This is a genomic window from Roseovarius sp. MBR-51 (assembly GCF_053628575.1).
The window spans coordinates 230,352-249,508 of the sequence record NZ_JBRJGQ010000003.1; the positions used below are offsets into that span (position 1 = coordinate 230,352).

At 61.4% G+C, this 19,157-nt stretch carries 19 protein-coding genes; 12 read left to right on the forward strand and 7 right to left on the reverse strand.

What is annotated here, in order from left to right:
- Genes ACSSVY_RS05670 through ACSSVY_RS05685 form a run of 4 tightly spaced genes read right to left on the reverse strand, consistent with a single transcriptional unit; the run spans nt 1 to nt 4,069 of the window.
- The gene (locus ACSSVY_RS05670) at nt 1-807 is read right to left on the reverse strand and encodes an ABC transporter permease (RefSeq protein ID WP_454268439.1); all 807 of its coding nucleotides are present in this window, start codon (nt 805-807) and stop codon (nt 1-3) included.
- 7 nt (nt 808-814) lie between these two features.
- Nucleotides 815-1,672: an ABC transporter permease gene (locus ACSSVY_RS05675; protein ID WP_454268440.1), complete on the reverse strand. Its 858-nt coding sequence runs from the start codon at nt 1,670-1,672 to the stop codon at nt 815-817.
- Between the two features lie 16 nt (nt 1,673-1,688).
- Complete coding sequence (locus ACSSVY_RS05680) at nt 1,689-2,843, reverse strand: ABC transporter substrate-binding protein (RefSeq protein ID WP_454268441.1); 1,155 nt, start codon at nt 2,841-2,843, stop codon at nt 1,689-1,691.
- A 41-nt stretch (nt 2,844-2,884) separates the two neighbouring features.
- On the reverse strand, nt 2,885-4,069 hold the full coding sequence (locus ACSSVY_RS05685; RefSeq protein WP_454268442.1) for an ABC transporter ATP-binding protein: 1,185 nt from the start codon (nt 4,067-4,069) through the stop codon (nt 2,885-2,887).
- Nucleotides 4,070-4,167: 98 nt separating this feature from the next.
- Here ACSSVY_RS05685 and ACSSVY_RS05690 point away from each other — a divergent pair, with 98 nt between their 5' ends.
- Both ACSSVY_RS05690 and ACSSVY_RS05695 read left to right on the forward strand, forming a co-directional pair.
- A complete protein-coding gene (locus tag ACSSVY_RS05690; RefSeq protein WP_454268443.1) occupies nt 4,168-4,971 on the forward strand; it encodes a response regulator transcription factor in 804 nt (267 codons plus the stop codon).
- Nucleotides 4,972-5,242: 271 nt separating this feature from the next.
- Nucleotides 5,243-5,827: an exopolysaccharide biosynthesis protein gene (locus ACSSVY_RS05695; protein WP_254656421.1), complete on the forward strand. Its 585-nt coding sequence runs from the start codon at nt 5,243-5,245 to the stop codon at nt 5,825-5,827.
- 188 nt (nt 5,828-6,015) lie between these two features.
- On the opposite strand, the gene ACSSVY_RS05700 is transcribed toward ACSSVY_RS05695, so the two are convergent.
- Nucleotides 6,016-7,992, reverse strand: coding sequence for a TonB-dependent receptor domain-containing protein (locus ACSSVY_RS05700; RefSeq protein ID WP_454268595.1), 1,977 nt, complete (start codon nt 7,990-7,992; stop codon nt 6,016-6,018).
- A 292-nt stretch (nt 7,993-8,284) separates the two neighbouring features.
- Between ACSSVY_RS05700 and ACSSVY_RS05705 the strand changes: the two genes are divergently transcribed.
- The 4 genes from ACSSVY_RS05705 to ACSSVY_RS05720 are packed head-to-tail and all read left to right on the forward strand — an operon-like array spanning nt 8,285 to nt 12,066.
- Nucleotides 8,285-9,349: a hemin-degrading factor gene (locus tag ACSSVY_RS05705; RefSeq protein WP_454268444.1), complete on the forward strand. Its 1,065-nt coding sequence runs from the start codon at nt 8,285-8,287 to the stop codon at nt 9,347-9,349.
- Nucleotides 9,346-10,242 carry a heme/hemin ABC transporter substrate-binding protein gene (locus ACSSVY_RS05710; RefSeq protein WP_454268445.1) on the forward strand — a complete coding sequence of 299 codons (897 nt, stop codon included), beginning with the start codon at nt 9,346-9,348 and terminating at the stop codon, nt 10,240-10,242. Before ACSSVY_RS05705 ends, ACSSVY_RS05710 begins: the two co-directional genes overlap by 4 nt.
- Nucleotides 10,223-11,290: a FecCD family ABC transporter permease gene (locus tag ACSSVY_RS05715; RefSeq protein WP_454268446.1), complete on the forward strand. Its 1,068-nt coding sequence runs from the start codon at nt 10,223-10,225 to the stop codon at nt 11,288-11,290. Before ACSSVY_RS05710 ends, ACSSVY_RS05715 begins: the two co-directional genes overlap by 20 nt.
- The gene (locus ACSSVY_RS05720; protein WP_454268447.1) at nt 11,287-12,066 is read left to right on the forward strand and encodes a heme ABC transporter ATP-binding protein; all 780 of its coding nucleotides are present in this window, start codon (nt 11,287-11,289) and stop codon (nt 12,064-12,066) included. The genes ACSSVY_RS05715 and ACSSVY_RS05720 overlap by 4 nt, the downstream gene beginning before the upstream one ends.
- Nucleotides 12,067-12,264: 198 nt before the next feature.
- On the opposite strand, the gene ACSSVY_RS05725 is transcribed toward ACSSVY_RS05720, so the two are convergent.
- Nucleotides 12,265-13,098: a GNAT family N-acetyltransferase gene (locus tag ACSSVY_RS05725; RefSeq protein ID WP_454268448.1), complete on the reverse strand. Its 834-nt coding sequence runs from the start codon at nt 13,096-13,098 to the stop codon at nt 12,265-12,267.
- Nucleotides 13,095-13,781, reverse strand: coding sequence for a GntR family transcriptional regulator (locus ACSSVY_RS05730; RefSeq protein WP_454268596.1), 687 nt, complete (start codon nt 13,779-13,781; stop codon nt 13,095-13,097). Before ACSSVY_RS05730 ends, ACSSVY_RS05725 begins: the two co-directional genes overlap by 4 nt.
- A gap of 253 nt (nt 13,782-14,034) precedes the next feature.
- On the opposite strand from ACSSVY_RS05730, the gene ACSSVY_RS05735 reads away from it, so the two are divergent.
- The 6 genes from ACSSVY_RS05735 to ACSSVY_RS05760 all read left to right on the forward strand — a co-directional run bounded on the left by ACSSVY_RS05735 (nt 14,035) and on the right by ACSSVY_RS05760 (nt 19,143).
- The gene (locus ACSSVY_RS05735; protein WP_296628309.1) at nt 14,035-15,009 is read left to right on the forward strand and encodes an ABC transporter ATP-binding protein; all 975 of its coding nucleotides are present in this window, start codon (nt 14,035-14,037) and stop codon (nt 15,007-15,009) included.
- A 51-nt stretch (nt 15,010-15,060) separates the two neighbouring features.
- Nucleotides 15,061-16,332 (forward strand): ABC transporter substrate-binding protein, encoded by a 1,272-nt coding sequence (locus ACSSVY_RS05740; RefSeq protein ID WP_454268449.1) that lies wholly within the window; start codon nt 15,061-15,063, stop codon nt 16,330-16,332.
- Between the two features lie 100 nt (nt 16,333-16,432).
- Nucleotides 16,433-17,287 (forward strand): ABC transporter permease, encoded by an 855-nt coding sequence (locus ACSSVY_RS05745; protein WP_454268450.1) that lies wholly within the window; start codon nt 16,433-16,435, stop codon nt 17,285-17,287.
- 1 nt (nt 17,288) lies between these two features.
- Nucleotides 17,289-18,125 (forward strand): ABC transporter permease, encoded by an 837-nt coding sequence (locus tag ACSSVY_RS05750; RefSeq protein WP_454268451.1) that lies wholly within the window; start codon nt 17,289-17,291, stop codon nt 18,123-18,125.
- On the forward strand, nt 18,122-18,784 hold the full coding sequence (locus tag ACSSVY_RS05755; protein ID WP_454268452.1) for an aspartate/glutamate racemase family protein: 663 nt from the start codon (nt 18,122-18,124) through the stop codon (nt 18,782-18,784). The genes ACSSVY_RS05750 and ACSSVY_RS05755 overlap by 4 nt, the downstream gene beginning before the upstream one ends.
- A 122-nt stretch (nt 18,785-18,906) precedes the next feature.
- Nucleotides 18,907-19,143, forward strand: coding sequence for a hypothetical protein (locus ACSSVY_RS05760; RefSeq protein ID WP_454268453.1), 237 nt, complete (start codon nt 18,907-18,909; stop codon nt 19,141-19,143).
- Nucleotides 19,144-19,157 lie beyond the last annotated feature (14 nt).

Here is a 19,157-nt window from a genome sequence, read left to right on the forward strand (position 1 = left end):
TCAGCGCCCGGCCCGCGCCACGCCGGGCCGCAACAGAACCTGCGCGATGATCAAGAGCGTCAGCGATGCGACCATAACCATCGTTCCAATTGCATTGATTTCGGGCGTCACCCCCCGGCGGATCGACGAAAAGATATAGATCGGCAGGGTCGTCTCGGACCCCGCGACAAAGAAGGCCATGATGAAATCGTCAAAGCTGAAGGTGAAGGCCAGAAGGAACCCCGCCAGAACCGCCGGGGCGATCTGTGGCAGCGTCACTTGCACAAAGGTCGCGACCGGACCCGCCCCCAGATCGCTCGATGCCTCGATCTGCGCGCGGTCAAAACTCTCCAACCGCCCGCGCACCAGCAGAACCACCAGAGACATGGTGAACATGCCATGCAACCCAATGAGCGATCCCATGCCCAGAGACAGCCTGCGCCCGCTCAACGCCTCAAGCCACGGATTGACCAGATCAAACACTGTCACCAGCGCGATCAGCGTGGCAATGCCGATCACGATGCCGGGGATCATTACCGCGACCTGAACCAGTGTGTCGAAAAACACCCGCATCCGCCCCCGCATGCCTGTTAGGGCAAGCGCCGCCATGGTGCCCACCACCGTCGCCAGCACCGCCGAAAGAAATGCGACCTTGATCGAGGTCCAGAGCGCCTCCATCACAAAGGGATTGCTGAGCGCGCGGCCATACCATTCGGTTGAGAACCCCTGCATCGAACTCGCCGACCGCCCGGCAGAGAAAGAGAACAGCGCAATGATTCCGATGGGCAGATAGAGAAACGCAAAGACGGCAATGGCATAGGCTCTCATGACATCCTCACATCAGCCCGACATCGTCGCGGCCCGCGCCGAACCGCCGGACAGCCCGGCTATAGAGGGCCACAACGATCAGCATGATCACGATCAGCGCCACCGCCACTGCCGATCCAAACGCCCAGTTGCGCGACTGCAAAAAGAGATCAACCAGCGCATTGCCGACAAAGAACACCTTGCCGCCGCCCAGAATGGCGGGGATCAGGAATTCGCCGGTGAGCAGGATAAAGACCAGCATCGAGCCTGTCAGAACCCCTGGCATCGACAAAGGCAGCGTGATCTGCAGGAAACTGCGCCAAGGCGGTGTGCCGAGATCTGCCGCCGCCTCCAACAGGCTGCGATCCAGCTTTTCCAGCGCCACATAAATCGGAAAGACCATCAGCGGCAGATAGCCATAGACAATCCCCACCAGCACCGCAAAAGGCGTGTTGATCAGACGAATATCGCCCAGCCCCACCGCCTCCAGCAGCGCGGGTATGCCATTGCCCCCAAGCAGGTAAATCCACGCATAGGACCGGATCAGGATCGAGGTCCAGAACGGCACGATCACCAGAATGAGCAGCGTCGTCTTCCAGCGTGCCGTGACCTTCAATGCCAGATAATACGCCAGCGGATAGGCGATGATCAACGCCGCCAGCGTGCCTAAGGGTGCCAGCGTCAGCGTGTTGCGAAACGCGGCAAACCGCGCGGGCAGGTTAGCATATTGCTCCAACGTAAATCCCGGCGCATAGCCACCAATGGGGTTCCGCTCGCCAAAGGAAAAGACGAGGACGACAGCCAGAGGGAACAAGAGCAGCACGCCATACCAGATGCCCGCCGGCATCAGCAGCAGCGCACGCGCCCGTGTCCTTGTCATGACCATCGCCCTCTTTCCCCGATCAGGCCGATTTGAACCGGGCCATCAACTCGGCGCGGTTGGGATCGGTCAATGTGACCGCTGCGCCAAATTCCAGCGCATTGAGCGCCTCTGCCGCCGGATAGAGGATCGGATCGTTCAGCAAATCCTCTGGCAAGAGCGCATTGGTGCGCGCATCCGCCACCGGATAGCCGTGCGCCAACGCCTCACGCGCGTTGACCTCGGGATCGAGCAGATAGTTAATCAGCGCATAGGCCGCCTCGCGGTGCGGTGCGCCGACCGGGATGGCATAGTAATCCGACCAGATTTCTCCCCCCTCCTTGCCCAAGGCAAAGGCGATTTCGGGCAGGTCGGTATTGAGTTGCTTGCCATCCCCTGTCCAGCACATCGTAACCCAAGCATCGCCGTTGCGCATTGCAGGCTGATAGTCCGAGGAAATCGCAAAGAGATGCGGCTTGACCTCGATCAGCAGCTTTTCGGCCTCGGCCAATTCCGCCGGATCGACCGAGTTGAAGCTATAGCCGAAATAGGCCAGCGCATTGCCGATGGTGGTCAGCTGATAGTCATGCACCATGACGCGCCCGTCGAACTGATCCTTGGCCCCGTCAAAGAAGGTCTTCCAGCTATCCACCACACCGCCGGTCTTGGCGGTGTTCGAGGCAATGCCCGTGGTGCCCCAGTTTTTCGGCACGGCATAGACCTTGCCATCAATCGTGCCCGCATCGGCAAAGCGCGCGTCAAACGCGGCGGGATCGTAATTGGGCAGTTTTGTAAGGTCCAGAGGCTCGATCAGAGCGGCCTCGACATAGGTCGAAATGGCATAGTTGGTGGGAACGAACACATCCCAACCCGAGCCACCCGCCTGAATCTTGGCCAGCATTTCCTCGTTCGAGCCAAAGACATTGACCTGCGAGAAAACGCCGGTTTCTTGGGCGAAGAGGTCAAAATTGGCCGCGTCGTGGTAATTGGGCCAGGTCGCCAGAACCACGCGGTCGCCCAGATCCTGCGCCATGGCGCGCCCCGGCAGAAGACCGGGCAAGGCCCCGCCCAGCACCGCCATCGCAGTGCCAAGACCCGTGGTGCCCAGAAACTGCCGCCGGCTGATCGAGCCCTTTTCGTAGCGGCGCAGTTCCTCGATGAATTTCTTGCGCGAAATCGTCGTGTTATCCTGTGTCATCGTCGTGTTTCCCTTGTTGAACTTGGTGCAGTTGTCATCCGTCACTCTTCGGCAGCCAGGATCAGACCCGTGCCCGCCGTCCAGAGGATATGGACCTGATCGCCCACCCCCTGCCCGCCCATGGCTCTTTCGGCCTGTCGCGGAACATTGACCTGAAACGGGCCGATGTCCTCGGCCAGCAACAGATATTCGGTATGATCCCCCAAAAAGGTGCGATGGGTGATCCGCGCCCGCAGCATCGCATCCTCGCCCGGTGCCTCGCCTGCCACGGCAAGGCGCAACGCCTCGGGGCGCACCGCGACATCGACATGACGTCGCGTATCCCCCGCCGTATCGGGCACCAGCACCTGTGCGCCCCCCGCCAAGGCGATGCGCGCCAGACCCGCCTGCCGCGATAGAATCTCTCCGCTCAGGATATTCGCCTTGCCCACGAAATCCGCCACATAGCGATTGCGTGGCCGATCATAGAGATCCTGCGGCGTGCCCACCTGCACGATGCGCCCTGCCCCCATGATGCAGATACGATCCGACATCGACAGCGCCTCTTCCTGATCATGTGTGACCAGAACAAAGGTGATGCCAAGGCTGCGTTGCAGATCGAGCAATTCGCGCTGCATCTCGCCGCGCAGCTTGGCGTCGAGCGCCGCCATCGGCTCGTCCAGCAACAAGAGCTTGGGTTCGTTGATGATCGCGCGCGCCAAGGCCACCCGCTGCTGTTGCCCGCCCGACAATTCCCATGTGCGCCGCGCGCCAAACGCCTCCAGCCGCACCTTGGCCAAGGCCGCATCGACCCGCGCCGCAATCTCGGATTTCGCCAGCTTGGGCCGCACCTGCCGCAACCCATAGCCGATGTTCTGCGCCACGGTCATATGCGGAAAAAGAGCGTAGTGCTGAAACACCATGTTCACCGGGCGCGCATAGGCGGGCACGCGGCTGACATCCTGACCGTCGATCCGCACCATGCCGTCGCTCGGGCTCTCGAACCCGGCCAGCATCCGCAGCGCCGTGGTCTTGCCACAGCCAGAGGGGCCAAGGAACGACAGGAATTCCCCGCGCCGGATGCGCAGGTTGATCCGGTCCGCCGCCAGCACAGCGCCAAATCGCTTGGTGGCCCCGACGAACTCGGCGACGCAATCCTCGTCCGAGGGATGGCCCTGTGTGCTGTGCGTCCCCTGTTCCCGGCTCGCGCCCATCCTGATCCCCGCCTCGGCATTCGCATCCAGCATGCCGGTCCTCTCGTGTTGCCGCGCCCCTGCGCCTATGCCATATATTCTCAAAACGGTAAGAAAATCGCGGACGGTTGTATATATCATAAAGAGCATAGATGACGACGAAAACGCAGATTTCAGATTGGTTCGAAACCAGTGCGCGCGCGGTCTCGGCGCTTGGCACGCCCGGTTTTGCCCCGGCGCTCACCTCGGCGCTGCGCAGCATTGTGCCTTATGAATTCACCGTGATCTTTGCCTATTACCGCGACCACAAACCTCTTGATCTGCATGATGATTTCCCGGCAGCCAAGCGCAAGGTGATGGTCGACGACTATCAGGAAGGGCCCTATCTTCTTGATCCCTTTTACCTCAACGCCGCATCCCCGACGACACCACGTCTGGCACGGCTGCGCGATCTGGCACCGGATCGGTTCTATCAGGCGGAATATTTTCGCAATTATTATATCCAGACCGGACTTGCCGAAGAAATAGGCTTTATCGTCGAAATCGGCGACGGGGTCAGCGTGGTGATTTCCGCCATGCGGGAACACAAGGTCTTTTCCGCCCGCGAGTTCCGCGATCTTGAAGCGGCCTTTCCCTTTGTCGCGGCCATCGCCCAGAAACAGTGGGGCGGCCTGATCACCCAATTTGCGGCGCGGCCCGAGACAGACGGTCCCCGCCTGCCGCAACTGATCGAGGATGCGTTTCAAAGCCTTGGCCGCAACCTTCTGACTCCGCGCGAGGCCGAGGTCGTGGAATATGTGCTCAAGGGCCATTCCGCCGATGCCACCGGCCGCGCCTTGGGCATTTCACCGGGCACCGTGCGTATCCACCGCCGCAACATCTACGCCAAACTGCGGGTGAGCTCACAAGGAGAGCTGTTTTCCAGCTTTATCGCCGCGTTGTCAGAACTCGCCTGAGACTATCAGGATGGATCGGCCCGTGTTGCGTTTGGTGTCTGAAATCAGCCCCATGGGACCGTCGTGCGATTTCTGGATCATCTGGGTCAGACTTTGGAGATAGCGATGAAAGATTCGCAGAGGGCTGGCCCTATTGCCATGTTTCTTCGTCATGTTTCGCGGTTAGAGAGAGATACACGATTGAAGTTGCTCACGCGACACCTGATATCCGTCACAGGATTCTGAAAGGCGCATCATGCCAGGACGTCAAGGCAAGCGAAAACGACCATCCTTGTCCCTACCGATCTTGCGAAACTCGCGTGCGCAGCACCGCGCGGGGACATTGACCTTGGGCACGTTGCTGACCGCCCTTGGTGAGACCTCTTTTGGTTGGGCTATTGTGGTGTTTTCGCTCGTGACTCTTTTGCCACTGCCGCCCGGAACCACCCTTCTGACCGCCTTGCCTCTTTTGGTCACCACGGGCCAGATGGTTCTCGGCTATCCGCATGTGAAACTTCCCGGTCCGCTCGGGCGCCTCAGGCTTGATCACCCCATGCTGCGACGTGCTGTTCTGCGCCTCAGACCCGTGACCCGCAGGCTCGAACGCATCCTGAAACCACGGTACACGCGGCTTTTTTCACGCCAGAACGAGCGCCCCCTTGGTGCGCTCCTCTTCATCATCGCCTTTGCGCTCTTTCTGCCAGTCCCGCTCAGCGGATGGTTTCCGGCGGTGTCGCTCTTCATCGTCGGGGTCGGCATCGTCGAGCGCGACGGGCTGGTCACCTGCGCCGGACTCTTTCTTGGCGGCCTCTCGGTCCTGCTGACTGCGACAATTCTCGTCTCCTTGGCAGCCGGAGCAGATGCCCTGATCCATTGAGATGTGACATAAGCTGCTGGGCCCGGCGCCGCGCACACCAAGAACCCCGCGAAGCCATAGGTATTCCTGACGCCCGAGGCCCGCGCCTATGCGAACTCCGGCATCCGGGGATGTCCTCGCGACAAAGCGCAAGGCGCCTCCCTGATCGCAGAGAGCCGCCTTGGAATGTCAGTTTCGATGGGTCTTGTTCAAAAGGTCTTGGCGAGTGTCAGCTTGAAATTGCGCCCCGGCGAGGGTCGTGTCGCAAGATTTGGCGTGAATTGCGCGTCAAACAGGTTCTCGATCCCCACCCGGAATTCGGTGCCATCCCAGACCCCTCGCTTGGGCGCGATGGTGGCCCGCAGGTTATGTACCGTATAGCCGTCATCACGCACCCCGTTGACGGTGATGGAGTCGGCACTCACAACTTCCCAACTCAGGTCATAGGTGTCATCAAACACCTTACCCACAGAGGCGCGCAGGTTGTTGGCCGCAAGGTTGCGCCAATCGCGCACGCCGCCCAGGGCATCCACCTCTTCGCCTTCTGCGACGGTGGCGTTGAGATCGACGTAAAACCCGTTCTCCATCGCATAGGACGCCTCGAACTCGAGACCTTGGGTCTGAATCTCATCCAGCGGGTTCTGCGCCGGGGTGGTGTCGACAAAGGAATTCACATCCCAAAGCTCACTGTCGAAATAGGTGACCTTGAGGGCGAGCGCGTCATTCTCACGCAAGAGCCCGCGACGGTCATAGGAAAACCCGACCTCATAGGTGCGCGACTTCTCGCTTTGGGTCATGCGGCTTGGAAATTCCAGATCGTCGATGATCGGCAAAACCTCGGTATAGGCGGCGCTGCCAAAGACCGCCAAACCGTTGTTGAACGCATAACGCACCGACAGCCCCCCCATCAGCGCATCCTCGGAAAAGCGACCATCATTGGGGGCCGTGTCGCCCTCGACCTTCGATGTCTCGTACCGAATGGCGGGCGTCAGGGTCCAGGCGCGACCAATGTCGATCTCGTCCACCGCAAAGATGGCCCAGCGATTGTCCTCACCACCCGGTGCCGCAAAGGCATCGACGCGCGCGCGGTTGATATGCTCGATCCCCGCTGTCAGATCATGGCGCAGCGCGCCGGTATCAAACAGTGACGTGTTCTTGAGCGTGAGCGTGGTGGTCTCGTAATCGTGGTCCGCATTCAGCAGCGCCGAACAGATGGTTATCGGGGCGGGCGGGCTACCCGGACAAGAGACCGCATCCTGAAGGATCGACTCATCGACATGCGAATACTGCAGTGTCAGATCGACCAGATCATTGAGCGGGTTGAAATTGTATTTGAGGATACTGGTCTGACTCTCGACTTCCCGGTCGACATTGCCAAAGAACGTGAGATTGCCAAAACTGTCATACGGCACGTCGAATTGCGAGCTTTGGGTATCCTGATAGCTGGCCTCGATGGAATGGGCCTTGTCCTCGCCAAAGCGGTACTTTGCCTTGACCAACCATGACGGATCATCGATCCGTTCCCGCAGCGGATTGATGACAGCGCCATTGCCATCCTCGGGAAAGCCAAGCCTGCGGCTGACGTAATTGAACAGCACCCCAAAATCCTCGGTGGGCTGCCAGGCCCCGATGCTCGAGGAGGTCACACCATTGCCATTGGTCTGGAATTCCAGCGTTTGACGCAGGCCAAATCCGGTCTCGCCCCCAGTCACATCCTCAGGGTCGATGGTTTCAAGCCGCACCACACCGCCAACCACGCCAGACCCATATTGGAACGACCCGACTGTGCCCCGGATCACCTCGACCTCCTTGAAGAGGAACGGATCCGTAAAGAGCTGGGTTCCAATGCGGTAAAGTTCCTCGGAACCGCGCGTGGCGCCATCGACCTGGATCAACACCTTCTGGTCCGTGCCGAACGTTTCATTGGAGCCAAAGCCACGGATGGAGATGCCAGACCCCTGCGCCGTGTCGCCGTTGAGCAGAGCCACGGACGGCACCGTCACCAGCAATTCGGCGACCGACCCGGCCTGACGGTCACGAATTTCGTCTTCGTCGATCACAGTCGACGGGGTCGCGGTTTCGGTTTGCACCGTCCGTTTGCTCTCTCCCAGCGTGAGTGTCCCAAGAAATCCCTCTTGACCAGGTGTCTCTTGCGCCAGACTGGCAGAGCCATGGCCAAGCCCCATGCACAGGCAGGTTGTCGTTAGTAAAATGCAGCGCGTGCGCGATGTCATCTCGTGTCCCTTTCGTTTCATTGACAATGGCTGTCACACCGTTGTGCTTGCGAAAGGCTGGCACGGTTTTTTCATTTGGTTTCAATGGATGAGCGATCTATTCCGGATCAGTCTTGCGTTCCTTATTCTTTTATGAGTAAAAGAGTCAAGATTGTGATTCAGATTTCTTGGATCGCAGCTGAGAGCCACGTCCGCGCCGCATGCGCGATGCAGCCAGCCCATTTCAACACGACACGAGGCAGGCATGACAGACTCCGCTCCCCTTTCCCCCGAAGCAATTCGTGCCTTTCAGGCCGAAAACTCCAAACTGCGCAGCCGCGATCAGGCGGACCGCCTTGGCATCAGCGAGGCGCAGTTGAACGCCGCCCACATCGGGCGTGGCGCGACGGCGATCACCGCCCATCCCGATCAGGTCATGGCCGCCGCGCAACAGCTGGGCGAGGTGATGGCCCTCACGCGCAATGAGAGCTGTGTCCATGAAAAAGTGGGGCGTTATGACAATTACCACAGCGGTCAACATGCGGCGATGGTGCTGACCGAGGATATCGACCTGCGGATGTTCCCAAGCCATTGGTGCCATGCCTTCATGGTCGCGACCGAGACCGATGCAGGCACCCGCCGCAGCCTGCAAGTGTTCGATGCCGCGGGTGACGCGGTGCACAAGATTTTTTTGCGCGACGGCTCATCACTGGCCGCGTGGGAGGCGCAGCGCCTGGCGCTGGCCCTTCCGGACCAGTCCGAGACCTTGACCGTCGATCCGCGCAAGCCCCCCGAAGCCGCAAAATCCAACCCCGACAAGATCGAGGTGCTGCGAGAGGAATGGCGGCGGATGACCGACACCCACCAATTCCTGCGCCTGACGTCCAAGCTGCGGATGAACCGACTTGGGGCCTACCGCATCGCGGGCGCACCGTTTGTGCGCGCGCTGGCCACCGAGGCGGGGAATACCCTGCTGACCCAACTCGCAGAGACGGGCACCGAGGTGATGATCTTTGTCGGCAATCGCGGCTGCATCCAGATTCATTCCGGCCCCATTGTGGCCCTCAAACCCATGGGGCCGTGGCAGAACGTGATGGATGCGCGGTTCAACCTGCATCTGCGGCTGGATCATGTGGCCGAAGTCTGGGCCGTGGACAAACCCACGCAACGCGGCGCAGCAATTTCAGTCGAAGCCTTCGACGCGCAGGGGTCGCTTATCTTTCAAATCTTCGGGCTTGGCAAAGAGGGGCGCGACAGCCGCGCCACCTTTGCCCGGATGGTCGAGGCCCTGCCGGGGCTGCAAGAGGTAAACGCGGAGGCGTTGACATGATCAAATTCAACCTGACACGCCGCGTGCTCATGGCACAGGTGGCGCTCTTTGCCTTGGCCTCCGCGAGCATGGCGCAGGAGACCGACCGAGTGCTGTCGATTGGTGGATCAGTGACCGAAATCGTGCAAGCCTTGGGGCAAGAGCATCGGCTGGTTGCGCGCGATACCACCTCGACCTTTCCACCCACGGTTACGGAATTGCCCGATGTGGGCTATGCCCGCGCGCTCAGCCCCGAGGGCGTGCTGTCGGTCGCGCCCACGCTCATACTCGCTATCGAGGGGGCTGGCCCGCCCGAGACGATTGAGGTTCTGTCACAATCGGGCGTACGATTTGTCAGCATCCCCGAGGCGCAAAGTGCGGAAGGGATCCTTGCCAAAATCACCGCGGTTGGCGCGGCGCTGGACGTGCCCGAGCGCGCCGAGGCTTTGGCGACAGAGACGCGCGCCGCACTCGACACGGCGGCGGCGCGGACAGCACAGACGCCCGAGGCCGCGCGCAAGCGCGTGCTCTTCATCCTCAGCCTGCAAGGCGGTCGCATCCTTGCGTCAGGACGCGATACGCAGGCCGCAGCCATCATCGAAATGGCCGGCGGCATCAACGCGGTCACAGGCTTTGACGGCTACAAGCCGATGACGGATGAGGCCGTGGCAGAGGCAGCACCAGACGTGATCCTGATGATGGACCGGACGGGGGATCATGCCATCCTCGACGAACAGCTCTTCGCTCTACCCGCAATCCGCACCACCCCTGCTGGAACCGCCGAGTCAGTCCTGCGGATGAACGGGCTCTACCTGCTGGGTTTCGGGCCGCGCACGGCCAAGGCTGCGCTGGACCTGAACACGGCCCTCTACGGCCACACGGAGACCACAAACGATGACCGTGACCCAAGCTGACACTCTGCCCCACAGCAATCGCTGCGACCGCCGAACACTGGCGCGGCGCGCCCATCTCTGGCTGGGTCTCGGTCTGCTCCTGACGTGCGCCATCAGCCTTGAAACAGGCGCGTCAGGCGTTTCTCTTTTGTCGGTATTCGGTGCCGGGCTGGCGGATAACCCCGTCCAGAGCATAATCCTCTGGGAGGTCCGCCTGCCCCGCGTGCTCTTAGGCGTGCTGGTGGGCGCAGCACTTGCGGTTTCGGGCGCGGTGATGCAGGGACTCTTTCGCAATCCGCTGGCCGATCCGGGCATTGTAGGGGTAAGCGCCGGTGCCGGTCTTGGGGCTGTCTCGGCGATTGTTCTTGGCGGCCTGCTGCCCATCGCTTTGCGCGACAGTCTGGGACCGTTCCTTGTACCGATCGCGGCGTTTTTCGGCGGCTGGGCCTCGGTCCTTCTGCTCTACGGCGTCGCCACGCGTGGCGGCCGCACGTCGGTGGCAACCATGCTGCTGGCCGGGATCGCCCTCGGGGCCTTGTCGGGCGCGGTCTCGGGCCTTCTGGTCTATGCCGCTGACGATCAGCAATTGCGCGACCTTACATTCTGGGGGCTTGGCTCTCTCGCCGGGGCGACATGGGCCAAGGTGGCCACTGCCACCCCGATCATTCTTGCGGCCCTCCTGGGGGCGCTCCTTCTGGGGCGCGGCCTCAATGGTCTGGCCTTTGGCGAAGCGACGGCGCTGCATCTGGGCATTCCCGTGCAACGGGTCAAGACGCTGGCCATCCTCGCCGTCGCGGCGGCAACGGGCGGCGCGGTGGCCGTCTCGGGCGGGATTGGCTTTATCGGCATCGTCGTGCCACATCTGCTGCGGCTGGCGACCGGACCCGACCATGGCCCTCTCCTGATCAACGCGGCCCTTCTGGGGGCAAGCCTTTTGCTCGGCGCGGATATCATCAGCCGAGTGATCATTGCCCCCGCGGAATTACCCATAGGAATCGTCACCGCCATTCTGGGCGCGCCGGTTTTTCTATGGATTTTGCTGCGGCGGCGCGGACTGGTGGATCTATGATACTGCGGGCTAAAACCCTATCGGTGACGCTCGGGCGGAGATCCATACTTCGGGATATCAACCTTACCGCCTCTCCCGGTGTTCTGACTGCCATCGTTGGACCCAACGGCTCCGGCAAAACCACGCTTCTGCGCGCCCTGATCGGCGAAATCGAGACCCAAGGCGTTCTCACGCTGGGCGATATTCAGATCAGCCCGCGCAATGCCGCTGCCTTGGCTGTGCGCCGGGGGGTCTTGCCGCAGGCGTCCCACCTCGCCTTTCCCTTCACCGTGCGCGAGGTGGTAGACGTCGGCCACCGCGCCGGACCTTGGGCAACCCGCAAAGACCTGCCCCACCGCGCCCTGAACCGGGTCGGCCTGGCCCATATGGCAGAGCGGTTCTATCAGGACCTATCGGGCGGCGAACAACAGCGCGTGCAATTGGCGCGGGTGCTGGCCCAGATCTGGGAACCGACCGGACAAGACGGGCCGAACTGGCTCTTTCTCGATGAGCCCGTCTCTAGCCTCGACATCGGGCATCAGCTGTCCGTCATGCGTCTCGCCCGCGCGTTTGCGGATCAGGGCGGGGGCGTGGTCACGGTCATGCATGACCTGAACCTGACAGCAATGTTCGCGGATGAGGTGGTGATGATGCAGAACGGACGGATCGTGGCACAGGGGTCTCCGTATGAGGTCATCACCAGCGCCACTATCTCGCGAGTCTACGACTGCGACCTCGCGGTCAGCGTGCCGCCTCCCGATATGCCCTATGTCTTGCCGCAGTCGGCGACGATCTGACAGACATCAGGTACAGGTCTGACCTGCTCCTCTTTGAGTCCGCTAATTTAGGTTAGCTCTGTTCAGGTTTTGGTCCTCTTTTGACCGATTATTACAGTCCCCTGGCGTCTGACCAGCGAGACTGGTGTGTGGGCGGTGGGGTGGTTGCCAGCGCGGCGTCGCTCGTCTTAGAGAGATCCCCCGATCCTAGCGGGTGAGCTATCCCAGTTCCAGCGTCGCCACGGCATGCAGCATGTCGCCGATTTCGGGCTCAACGCCACGATACATCCGGGCAGTCGCGAACCCTTCGACAAATCCGTTCTGCCGCAGCAAAGCGCCAAAGGCTACACATCTGTCCGGGACGTCGATGATGGCCAACGGCTCTGCCATAGTGGCGGCGGCCTGATGCGCGAGATGCAGCGCGGCGGCGGCATCAGGGGCCACAATCGGGCCGATCTTGACGCCCTGCCCACACAGCCGCGCCGTGGCGAAACCGGTGACATCTGCGCCCTCACGCAACAGCACGGTCCGGCGCGTGGGTCCATTGCGCAGCCATGCGCTCAGAAATCGCTCTCGCGACACGCCAGTCGCGGCCCTGTCGAGACGGGCAAGGGCGGCAAAATCCGCCTGCGCAGCCAGCGGCAACGTTAGTGCCTCGAATGAAAAGGTGCCGGTCAGCCGACGGGTCCGATCCGCCAGCACAAAACCGGACTTTGCATAATTGGCCTCTTGCGCGGGAACACCATCGAGGCCCACGGTCCGCCCGCCCGCATGCGCAATGGCGTGCTGCCAGAGCGCGAAACCGATCCCCTGCTCGCGAAATTCCGGGCGGCAGAGGTAAAGCCCCAGAAAGGCGTAACTGTCCGAATGGTTCACAACAGAGATGGCGGCGACCGGCTGTCGCTCCACCTCGGCCACAAAGAACCCTTGGGGATCGGCGGCACAAAAGGCCGCCGCGTCGTCGCACCCCGGATTCCAGCCTTCGTCTGCCGCCCAATCAAGCATTCGCTCGACCTCAGGCAAGGTTGCGGTGCGACAGAGAAAATGCGTCATCGCTGCAAAGCCTCGCGCAAGGACATGGGCGGCTGGGTGACATTGCGTAGATCCAGCGAGGCCACGAGATCAAGCAGGTGGCTCTTCATCAGTTGCTCGGCCAGAGCAGCGTCGCGGTTGGCAAAGGCGTCCAAAAGCGCGTGATGCGCCTGTGTCTCGCAGAGCGCAGCGCGGCGGCGCCAATACAGCGCAATGATCAGCGAGGACCGCGAGATCAACTGCGAAATAAAGGCCTCGATCGTGCTCTGATCCGCAATGCGCGCGATTTCGACGTGAAACTGACCCGAGAGAAGCAGGGCGCGGCCGTTCTCTCCGGCGTCCAGAGCGGCGTGCTCGTTGCGTATATTGGACCGCAAGAGCGTCAGGTCCGTATCAGTCATTCGCAGGGCCGCGGAATGTGCCGTGCGGGGTTCTAGCAATGATCGTGCCTCGAACACCTCGCGCGCCTCTCGCACCGACGGTTGCGCGACAAAGGCACCGCGATTGCGCTTCAATTCGACCAGATGACGGTGAGACAGGGCCAACAAGGCCGCCCGCACGATGGTGCGGCTAATGCCATAGGCGTCGCTCAACTCGTCCTCTCCCAGCTTGGTGCCGGGGGGCAAACGATGTTCGTGGATTGCGCGCTCAAGGTCTGCGACGACCGTATCGCTGGTCCACACTCTGGTTTCGATCTTGTTCATGGTTTCCGGATCACCCATTCGCCCCTGACTATCTCTTTTTCCGATTCGCATGGGAAGGGACAAGTGCGACAGTATGATTCCCGTTTGCCGACATAATTGTATACAAAGTTGTGCTATTTTTTACGCAGGCCCCGCGCACATCGGCCAATAAAACAGGCGACGCCAGTTTTCGCCCCCCAACGCCTTTAAAAACGCTGCCGCAAAGCAAAAAGGCCAGCACAGGGTAATCCCGACGGATGGCACGGGGGCCCTGATGCGCACGGGATACGATCTTGAACTGGTTCACCTGACCAAGCGCTACGGCGACACGGTGGCCGTGCGCGATCTGAACCACGTGTTTGTCAAAGGCAGTTATGTCTGCCTCTTGGGGCCGTCTGGCTGTGGCAAATCCTCGACCCTGCGGATGATCGCCGGGCATGAGGACGTCAGCGAAGGCGCAATCCTGCTGGATGGGCAGAACGTGTCGCAATTGCCGCCGGCGCGGCGGGGCACGGCCATGATGTTTCAGAACTACGCGCTCTTCCCGCATCTGTCGGTGCGCGACAACGTGGCCTTTTCCCTGCGCATGAAAGGCGTGGACAAGGTGACGCGCCACGCCCGCGCCAATGAATTGCTCGAACTGGTGGACATGACGCATCTGGCCGACAGGCTGCCTGCGCAGCTTTCGGGGGGCCAACAGCAGCGTGTGGCGCTGGCACGCGCGCTGATCACGGACCCAAAAGTGCTCTTGCTGGATGAACCTTTGTCCGCACTCGACCCATTCCTGCGCATCCGGATGCGCACCGAGTTGAAAAAGCTCCAGCGCGAGTTGGGCATCACCTTTATCCACGTCACCCACGGTCAGGACGAGGCGCTCGCCCTTGCCGACGAAATTGTCGTCATGCACGACGCGGTGATCGCGCAGGCAGGGCCCGCGCGCGAGGTCTGGGCGCAACCGCGCACCGAGTTCGTGGCGCGGTTCATCGGCGGCCATAATGTGCTCGCCTTGCCCGGCGGCAAGGTCACGATACGCGCCGACGCGGTTTCGCTTGGGGCTGAGGGCATGCCCGCAACGGTGATCGCGGTCGAATATCAGGGGGCCTCGGTCTCTGTCACCGCAGCCACCGAAAGCGGCGAAGAGGTTCTGGCGCTGCTGCCCGAAGCACAATTCTTTCAATCCCCGAAATCGCCCGGTGAGGCCGTCAACCTCTGCTGGGACAAAGAGCGGTTGCACCGCCTCGAGGCCTGAGAGGCCAAATTACGTTTGACCTAGATCCACTGGACAGAGAGGAAGAGAACAATGGCAAAACCCAAGGTCGGTTACACCCGCCGCACACTGCTCAAGACCGGGGGCGCAGCACTGGCTGCCTCCGCCCTGCCCGCCCCGATGCTCTGGGCGCAGGACACCAAAGACATCGTGCTGCGCCAGTTCGGCACCGGGGTGTCGAACCTCAACGACGTGGCCAACAAGGTCAAGGAAGACTTGGGCTTCACGCTCGAGATGACCGCGCTGGACAGCGACAGCGTGACCCAACGCGCCGCCACCCAGCCCGACAGCTTTGACATCGCCGATATCGAATACTGGATCTGCAAGAAGGTTTGGCCAACCGGCAACCTGCAGGCGATGGATACAGCAAAGATCGCCAATTACGACAAGATCGTCGGCATCTTCCGCACGGGCAAGCTGACACCCGAATCGACCATCGCCCAAGGCACAGCGCCACATACGGTGGGCTTTGTGGACGGTCCCGGCAGCACCAGCTTTGCCAGTGGGGAAACCGGCTGGATGACCCTGATCCCGACGATCTACAATGCCGACACCCTGGGCATCCGCCCCGACCTGATTGGCCGCCCGATCGAAAGCTGGACAGAGCTTTTGAACCCCGAGTTCAAGGGCAAGGCCTCGATCCTCGACATCTCATCCATCGGCATCATGGATATGGCCATGGTCTGCGAGGCGATGGGAGAGGTCCAGTATGGCGACAAAGGCAACATGACCCGCGAAGAGATCGACAAGACCATGGCGATCTTTACCGAAGCCAAGAAGAACGGCCAATTCCGCGCATTCTGGAAGAGCTTTGACGAGAGCGTGAACCTGATGGCGAGCGGCGAGGTGGTGATCCAGTCGATGTGGTCGCCCGCCATCACAGCGGTCAAGTCGCGCGGCATTCCTTGCGTCTACCAACCGCTCAAGGAAGGCTATCGTAGCTGGGGCGGTGGCATCGGCCTGTCCTCGTCGCTGTCGGGCATGGAGCTGGACGCGGCCTATGACTACATCAACTGGTATCTCTCGGGCTGGGTCGGCGGCTATCTGATGCGCCAGGGCTATTATTCGGCGGTGCCCGAAACCTCCAAGGACTTTATGTCCGAGAATGAATGGGGCTACTGGTTCGAGGGCAAGCCCGCCACCGACGTCATCACCTCGCCCACCGGCGACGCGCTGGCGCAGGCGGGCGAGGTGCGCGATGGCGGGTCGTTCAATGACCGCATGGGGGCTGTGGCCTGCTGGAATGCCGTCATGGACGAAAACCAGTACATGGTCCGCAAATGGAACGAGTTCATCGCCGCATGATGCCCTTCCGCCACGCGGATATTCAGCAACCGGCTGGGGGACAACCGCCCCCCAGACCGCGCATCCCCATGGTCACACCCCAGCGAAAAGAGCAGGCACAATGACGACCAACCGCCATCTTTTGGGCTGGCTTCAGGCGGCGCCCCTGACAGCGGTTCTATTGGCGTTCCTGATGGCGCCCATCGTCATGATCGTGATCGTCAGTTTCTGGGGGGCAACCGAGTTTTCGATCTACCCAGCCTTTCAGTTCGACAACTACGAGTTTCTGTTCGGCTCGGCCGTGACCTATCAGGTGTTCGGCGCGACGCTGAAATACGCCCTCATTACCTGGGCGCTGACCCTCGCCATCGGATTTACCGTGGCCTATTTCCTGGCCTTCCACGTGCGCAGCCTGACGATGCAGATCGCGCTCTTTCTGATCTGCACGATCCCGTTCTGGACCTCGAACATCATCCGCATGATTTCATGGATACCCTTCCTCGGCCGCAATGGCATTGCCAATCAGACACTCCTGTCCTGGGGCGTGATCGACACGCCGCTGGAGTGGCTTTTGTATTCCGATTTTTCGGTGATCTTGGCGTTTGTGCATCTCTACACACTCTTCATGGTGGTTCCGATTTTCAACACCATGATGCGGATCGACAAATCCCTGCTCGAGGCGGCGCGCGACAATGGCGCAAGCGGTCTTCAGACGCTGGTGCATGTGATCCTGCCCTTGACCAAGCCCGGCATCATGATCGGCACGATCTTTGTCGTGACACTGGTCATGGGCGATTTCATCACGGTGCGCTTCATGTCGGGCAGCCAGCGGGCCAACGTGGGGCGGCTGATTTCCAACGATATCGCCCTGCTGCAATACCCGTCCGCCGCCGCGACCGCCGTTGTGCTGCTCTGCACCGTGCTGCTGGTGATCGCGATCCTGCTGCGCTTTGTCAACATTCGCAAGGAGCTCTGAGATGGACCGCCGCCCCCGCAGCTTCTACATACTGGCCGCCTTTTTTGGCCTCTTCGTGCTGTTTCTCTACGGCCCGATCCTGACCATCGCCATCCTCAGTTTCCAAGGCCCACAGGGCGGTCTGACCTTTCCGATGAATGGCCTCTCGCTCCACTGGTTCCGAGACCTGTTTCAGGAACAGGCCGTGGGCGATATCTGGGGGGCTTTCCGCCGCAGTTTCGCCTTGGGGCTGATGGTGATGATCACTACGGTGGTGGTGTCGATCATGGCGGGGCTGGCCTTTCGCAAGCGGTTTGCCGGATCGGGCCTTCTGTTCTACGCCGCCATCACCGCACTGGTGATCCCCTCGATCCTGATCTCGCTTGGCGTGGGGTTGATCTTCAATCAATTGGGGTTGCGCATTCACTGGGCAACCTCGGGGTTCGGCGCGCAACTGACCTGGACCTTGCCCTTTGGCTTGCTCATCATGTTCGCCGTCTTCAACCGGTTCGACAAAAGCTATGAAGAGGCCGCCCGCGATCAGGGCGCAACCGCGTGGCAGACCCTCCGCTATGTGGTGCTGCCGATCATCGGGCCCTCGCTGATCGGGGTGGCACTCTTTGGCTTTACCCTGAGCTATGACGAATTCGCACGCACCCTGCTGACCGCAGGCAGCTACAATACCCTGCCGCTGGAAATCTTCGGGATGACGACCAACGTGACCACCCCGGTGATCTACGCGCTTGGCACACTCACCACAGTGTTCTCCTTTGCGATCATCGCGGTCTTCCTGCTCGGTGCGTGGATCATGGGCAAACGGCGCACGCGGCTTGGCTCGGATGCGGGGAGAGGCATATGAAACTGGCCTATATCAATCCCAACGCAACCGTCGGCATGACAACGGGCATAGTCGCCGCCGCACGCAAGGCGCTGCCAGAGGCCGACATCTTTGGATTGACCAACACAAGCGGCCCGGCGGCCATTCAGGGCCGCGCTGACGGGGACGCCGCAGTGCCCGGTCTCTTGGCTCTCCTGCCCGTCGCTCGGTCGCAGGGGGCCGAGGCCATCGTGATCGCCTGTTTCGACGACACCGGCCTCAGCGAAGCGCGCGCGATGGCCGGCTGCCCGGTCTTGGGCATCGGTCAGGCCAGCTATGTGATGGCGCAATTGCTGGGGCTCAGGTTCTCGGTCGTCACCTCTCTGGCGGTCTCGATCCCGGTGATCGAGGACAACATCCGCGAGCAGGGGTTTGCAGCGTCCTGCGCTTCGGTGCGGGCAAGCGGCCTGCCGGTTCTGACCATCGACGCGGGTGCGCCGGACACCATCGACCGCATCGCCGCCGAGATCGAGCGTGCCCGCCACGACGATGCCGCCGCTTGCGCCGTGCTCGGCTGCGCCGGAATGGCCCCGCTCAAGGAGGCTCTGTCGGCACGGACGCAGTTGCCCCTGATCGACGGCGTCGCCGCGTCGGCCCTCCTTGCAAAGGCGGTCGTGACTGGCCTCGCCCGGTCGAACTAAGACCCGTTCCGCGCAGATACCCGTTCCGTCCCGCACACTTTACCAAGGTGGACACAGCCCCCCGTTATTTTGCGATCCAAAAGACGGGTTTCGCGCGCCGCCCTTGGCAAGGTACCGAGCCCGTGCGCACGATCGTCAACGAGTCCTTCACACGAGCAAGCCTGCCCACCTACGGTCCCCATGCGGTCCGACACATGCTGGCGCGCCACGCGGCGAAGACCGCAACTTCAGTTGCCGAATTCGTCGCCAATTCGCAAAGCCTTGGCCACACCGATGGTCTGACAATCCCGCACAGCTACAGCCAAATCAGCCGAGAACGCCAGCGGGAACGGATCACAGAACGAAAACCCAATGACTGACGCGAGTCATGTCA

Bases quoted from the DNA above. Each gene is read 5' to 3' on its own strand.
- ACSSVY_RS05670 (WP_454268439.1), bottom strand. From the start codon at position 807: ATGAGAGCCTATGCCATTGCCGTCTTTGCGTTTCTCTATCTGCCCATC.
- ACSSVY_RS05710 (WP_454268445.1), top strand. From the start codon at position 9,346: ATGATCAAATTCAACCTGACACGCCGCGTGCTCATGGCACAGGTGGCG.
- ACSSVY_RS05680 (WP_454268441.1), bottom strand. From the start codon at position 2,843: ATGACACAGGATAACACGACGATTTCGCGCAAGAAATTCATCGAGGAA.
- ACSSVY_RS05685 (WP_454268442.1), bottom strand. From the start codon at position 4,069: ATGCTGGATGCGAATGCCGAGGCGGGGATCAGGATGGGCGCGAGCCGG.
- ACSSVY_RS05745 (WP_454268450.1), top strand. From the start codon at position 16,433: ATGACGACCAACCGCCATCTTTTGGGCTGGCTTCAGGCGGCGCCCCTG.
- ACSSVY_RS05735 (WP_296628309.1), top strand. From the start codon at position 14,035: ATGCGCACGGGATACGATCTTGAACTGGTTCACCTGACCAAGCGCTAC.
- ACSSVY_RS05750 (WP_454268451.1), top strand. From the start codon at position 17,289: ATGGACCGCCGCCCCCGCAGCTTCTACATACTGGCCGCCTTTTTTGGC.
- ACSSVY_RS05690 (WP_454268443.1), top strand. From the start codon at position 4,168: ATGACGACGAAAACGCAGATTTCAGATTGGTTCGAAACCAGTGCGCGC.
- ACSSVY_RS05705 (WP_454268444.1), top strand. From the start codon at position 8,285: ATGACAGACTCCGCTCCCCTTTCCCCCGAAGCAATTCGTGCCTTTCAG.
- ACSSVY_RS05725 (WP_454268448.1), bottom strand. From the start codon at position 13,098: ATGACGCATTTTCTCTGTCGCACCGCAACCTTGCCTGAGGTCGAGCGA.
- ACSSVY_RS05730 (WP_454268596.1), bottom strand. From the start codon at position 13,781: ATGAACAAGATCGAAACCAGAGTGTGGACCAGCGATACGGTCGTCGCA.
- ACSSVY_RS05715 (WP_454268446.1), top strand. From the start codon at position 10,223: ATGACCGTGACCCAAGCTGACACTCTGCCCCACAGCAATCGCTGCGAC.
- ACSSVY_RS05720 (WP_454268447.1), top strand. From the start codon at position 11,287: ATGATACTGCGGGCTAAAACCCTATCGGTGACGCTCGGGCGGAGATCC.
- ACSSVY_RS05755 (WP_454268452.1), top strand. From the start codon at position 18,122: ATGAAACTGGCCTATATCAATCCCAACGCAACCGTCGGCATGACAACG.
- ACSSVY_RS05675 (WP_454268440.1), bottom strand. From the start codon at position 1,672: ATGGTCATGACAAGGACACGGGCGCGTGCGCTGCTGCTGATGCCGGCG.
- ACSSVY_RS05700 (WP_454268595.1), bottom strand. From the start codon at position 7,992: ATGGGGCTTGGCCATGGCTCTGCCAGTCTGGCGCAAGAGACACCTGGT.
- ACSSVY_RS05740 (WP_454268449.1), top strand. From the start codon at position 15,061: ATGGCAAAACCCAAGGTCGGTTACACCCGCCGCACACTGCTCAAGACC.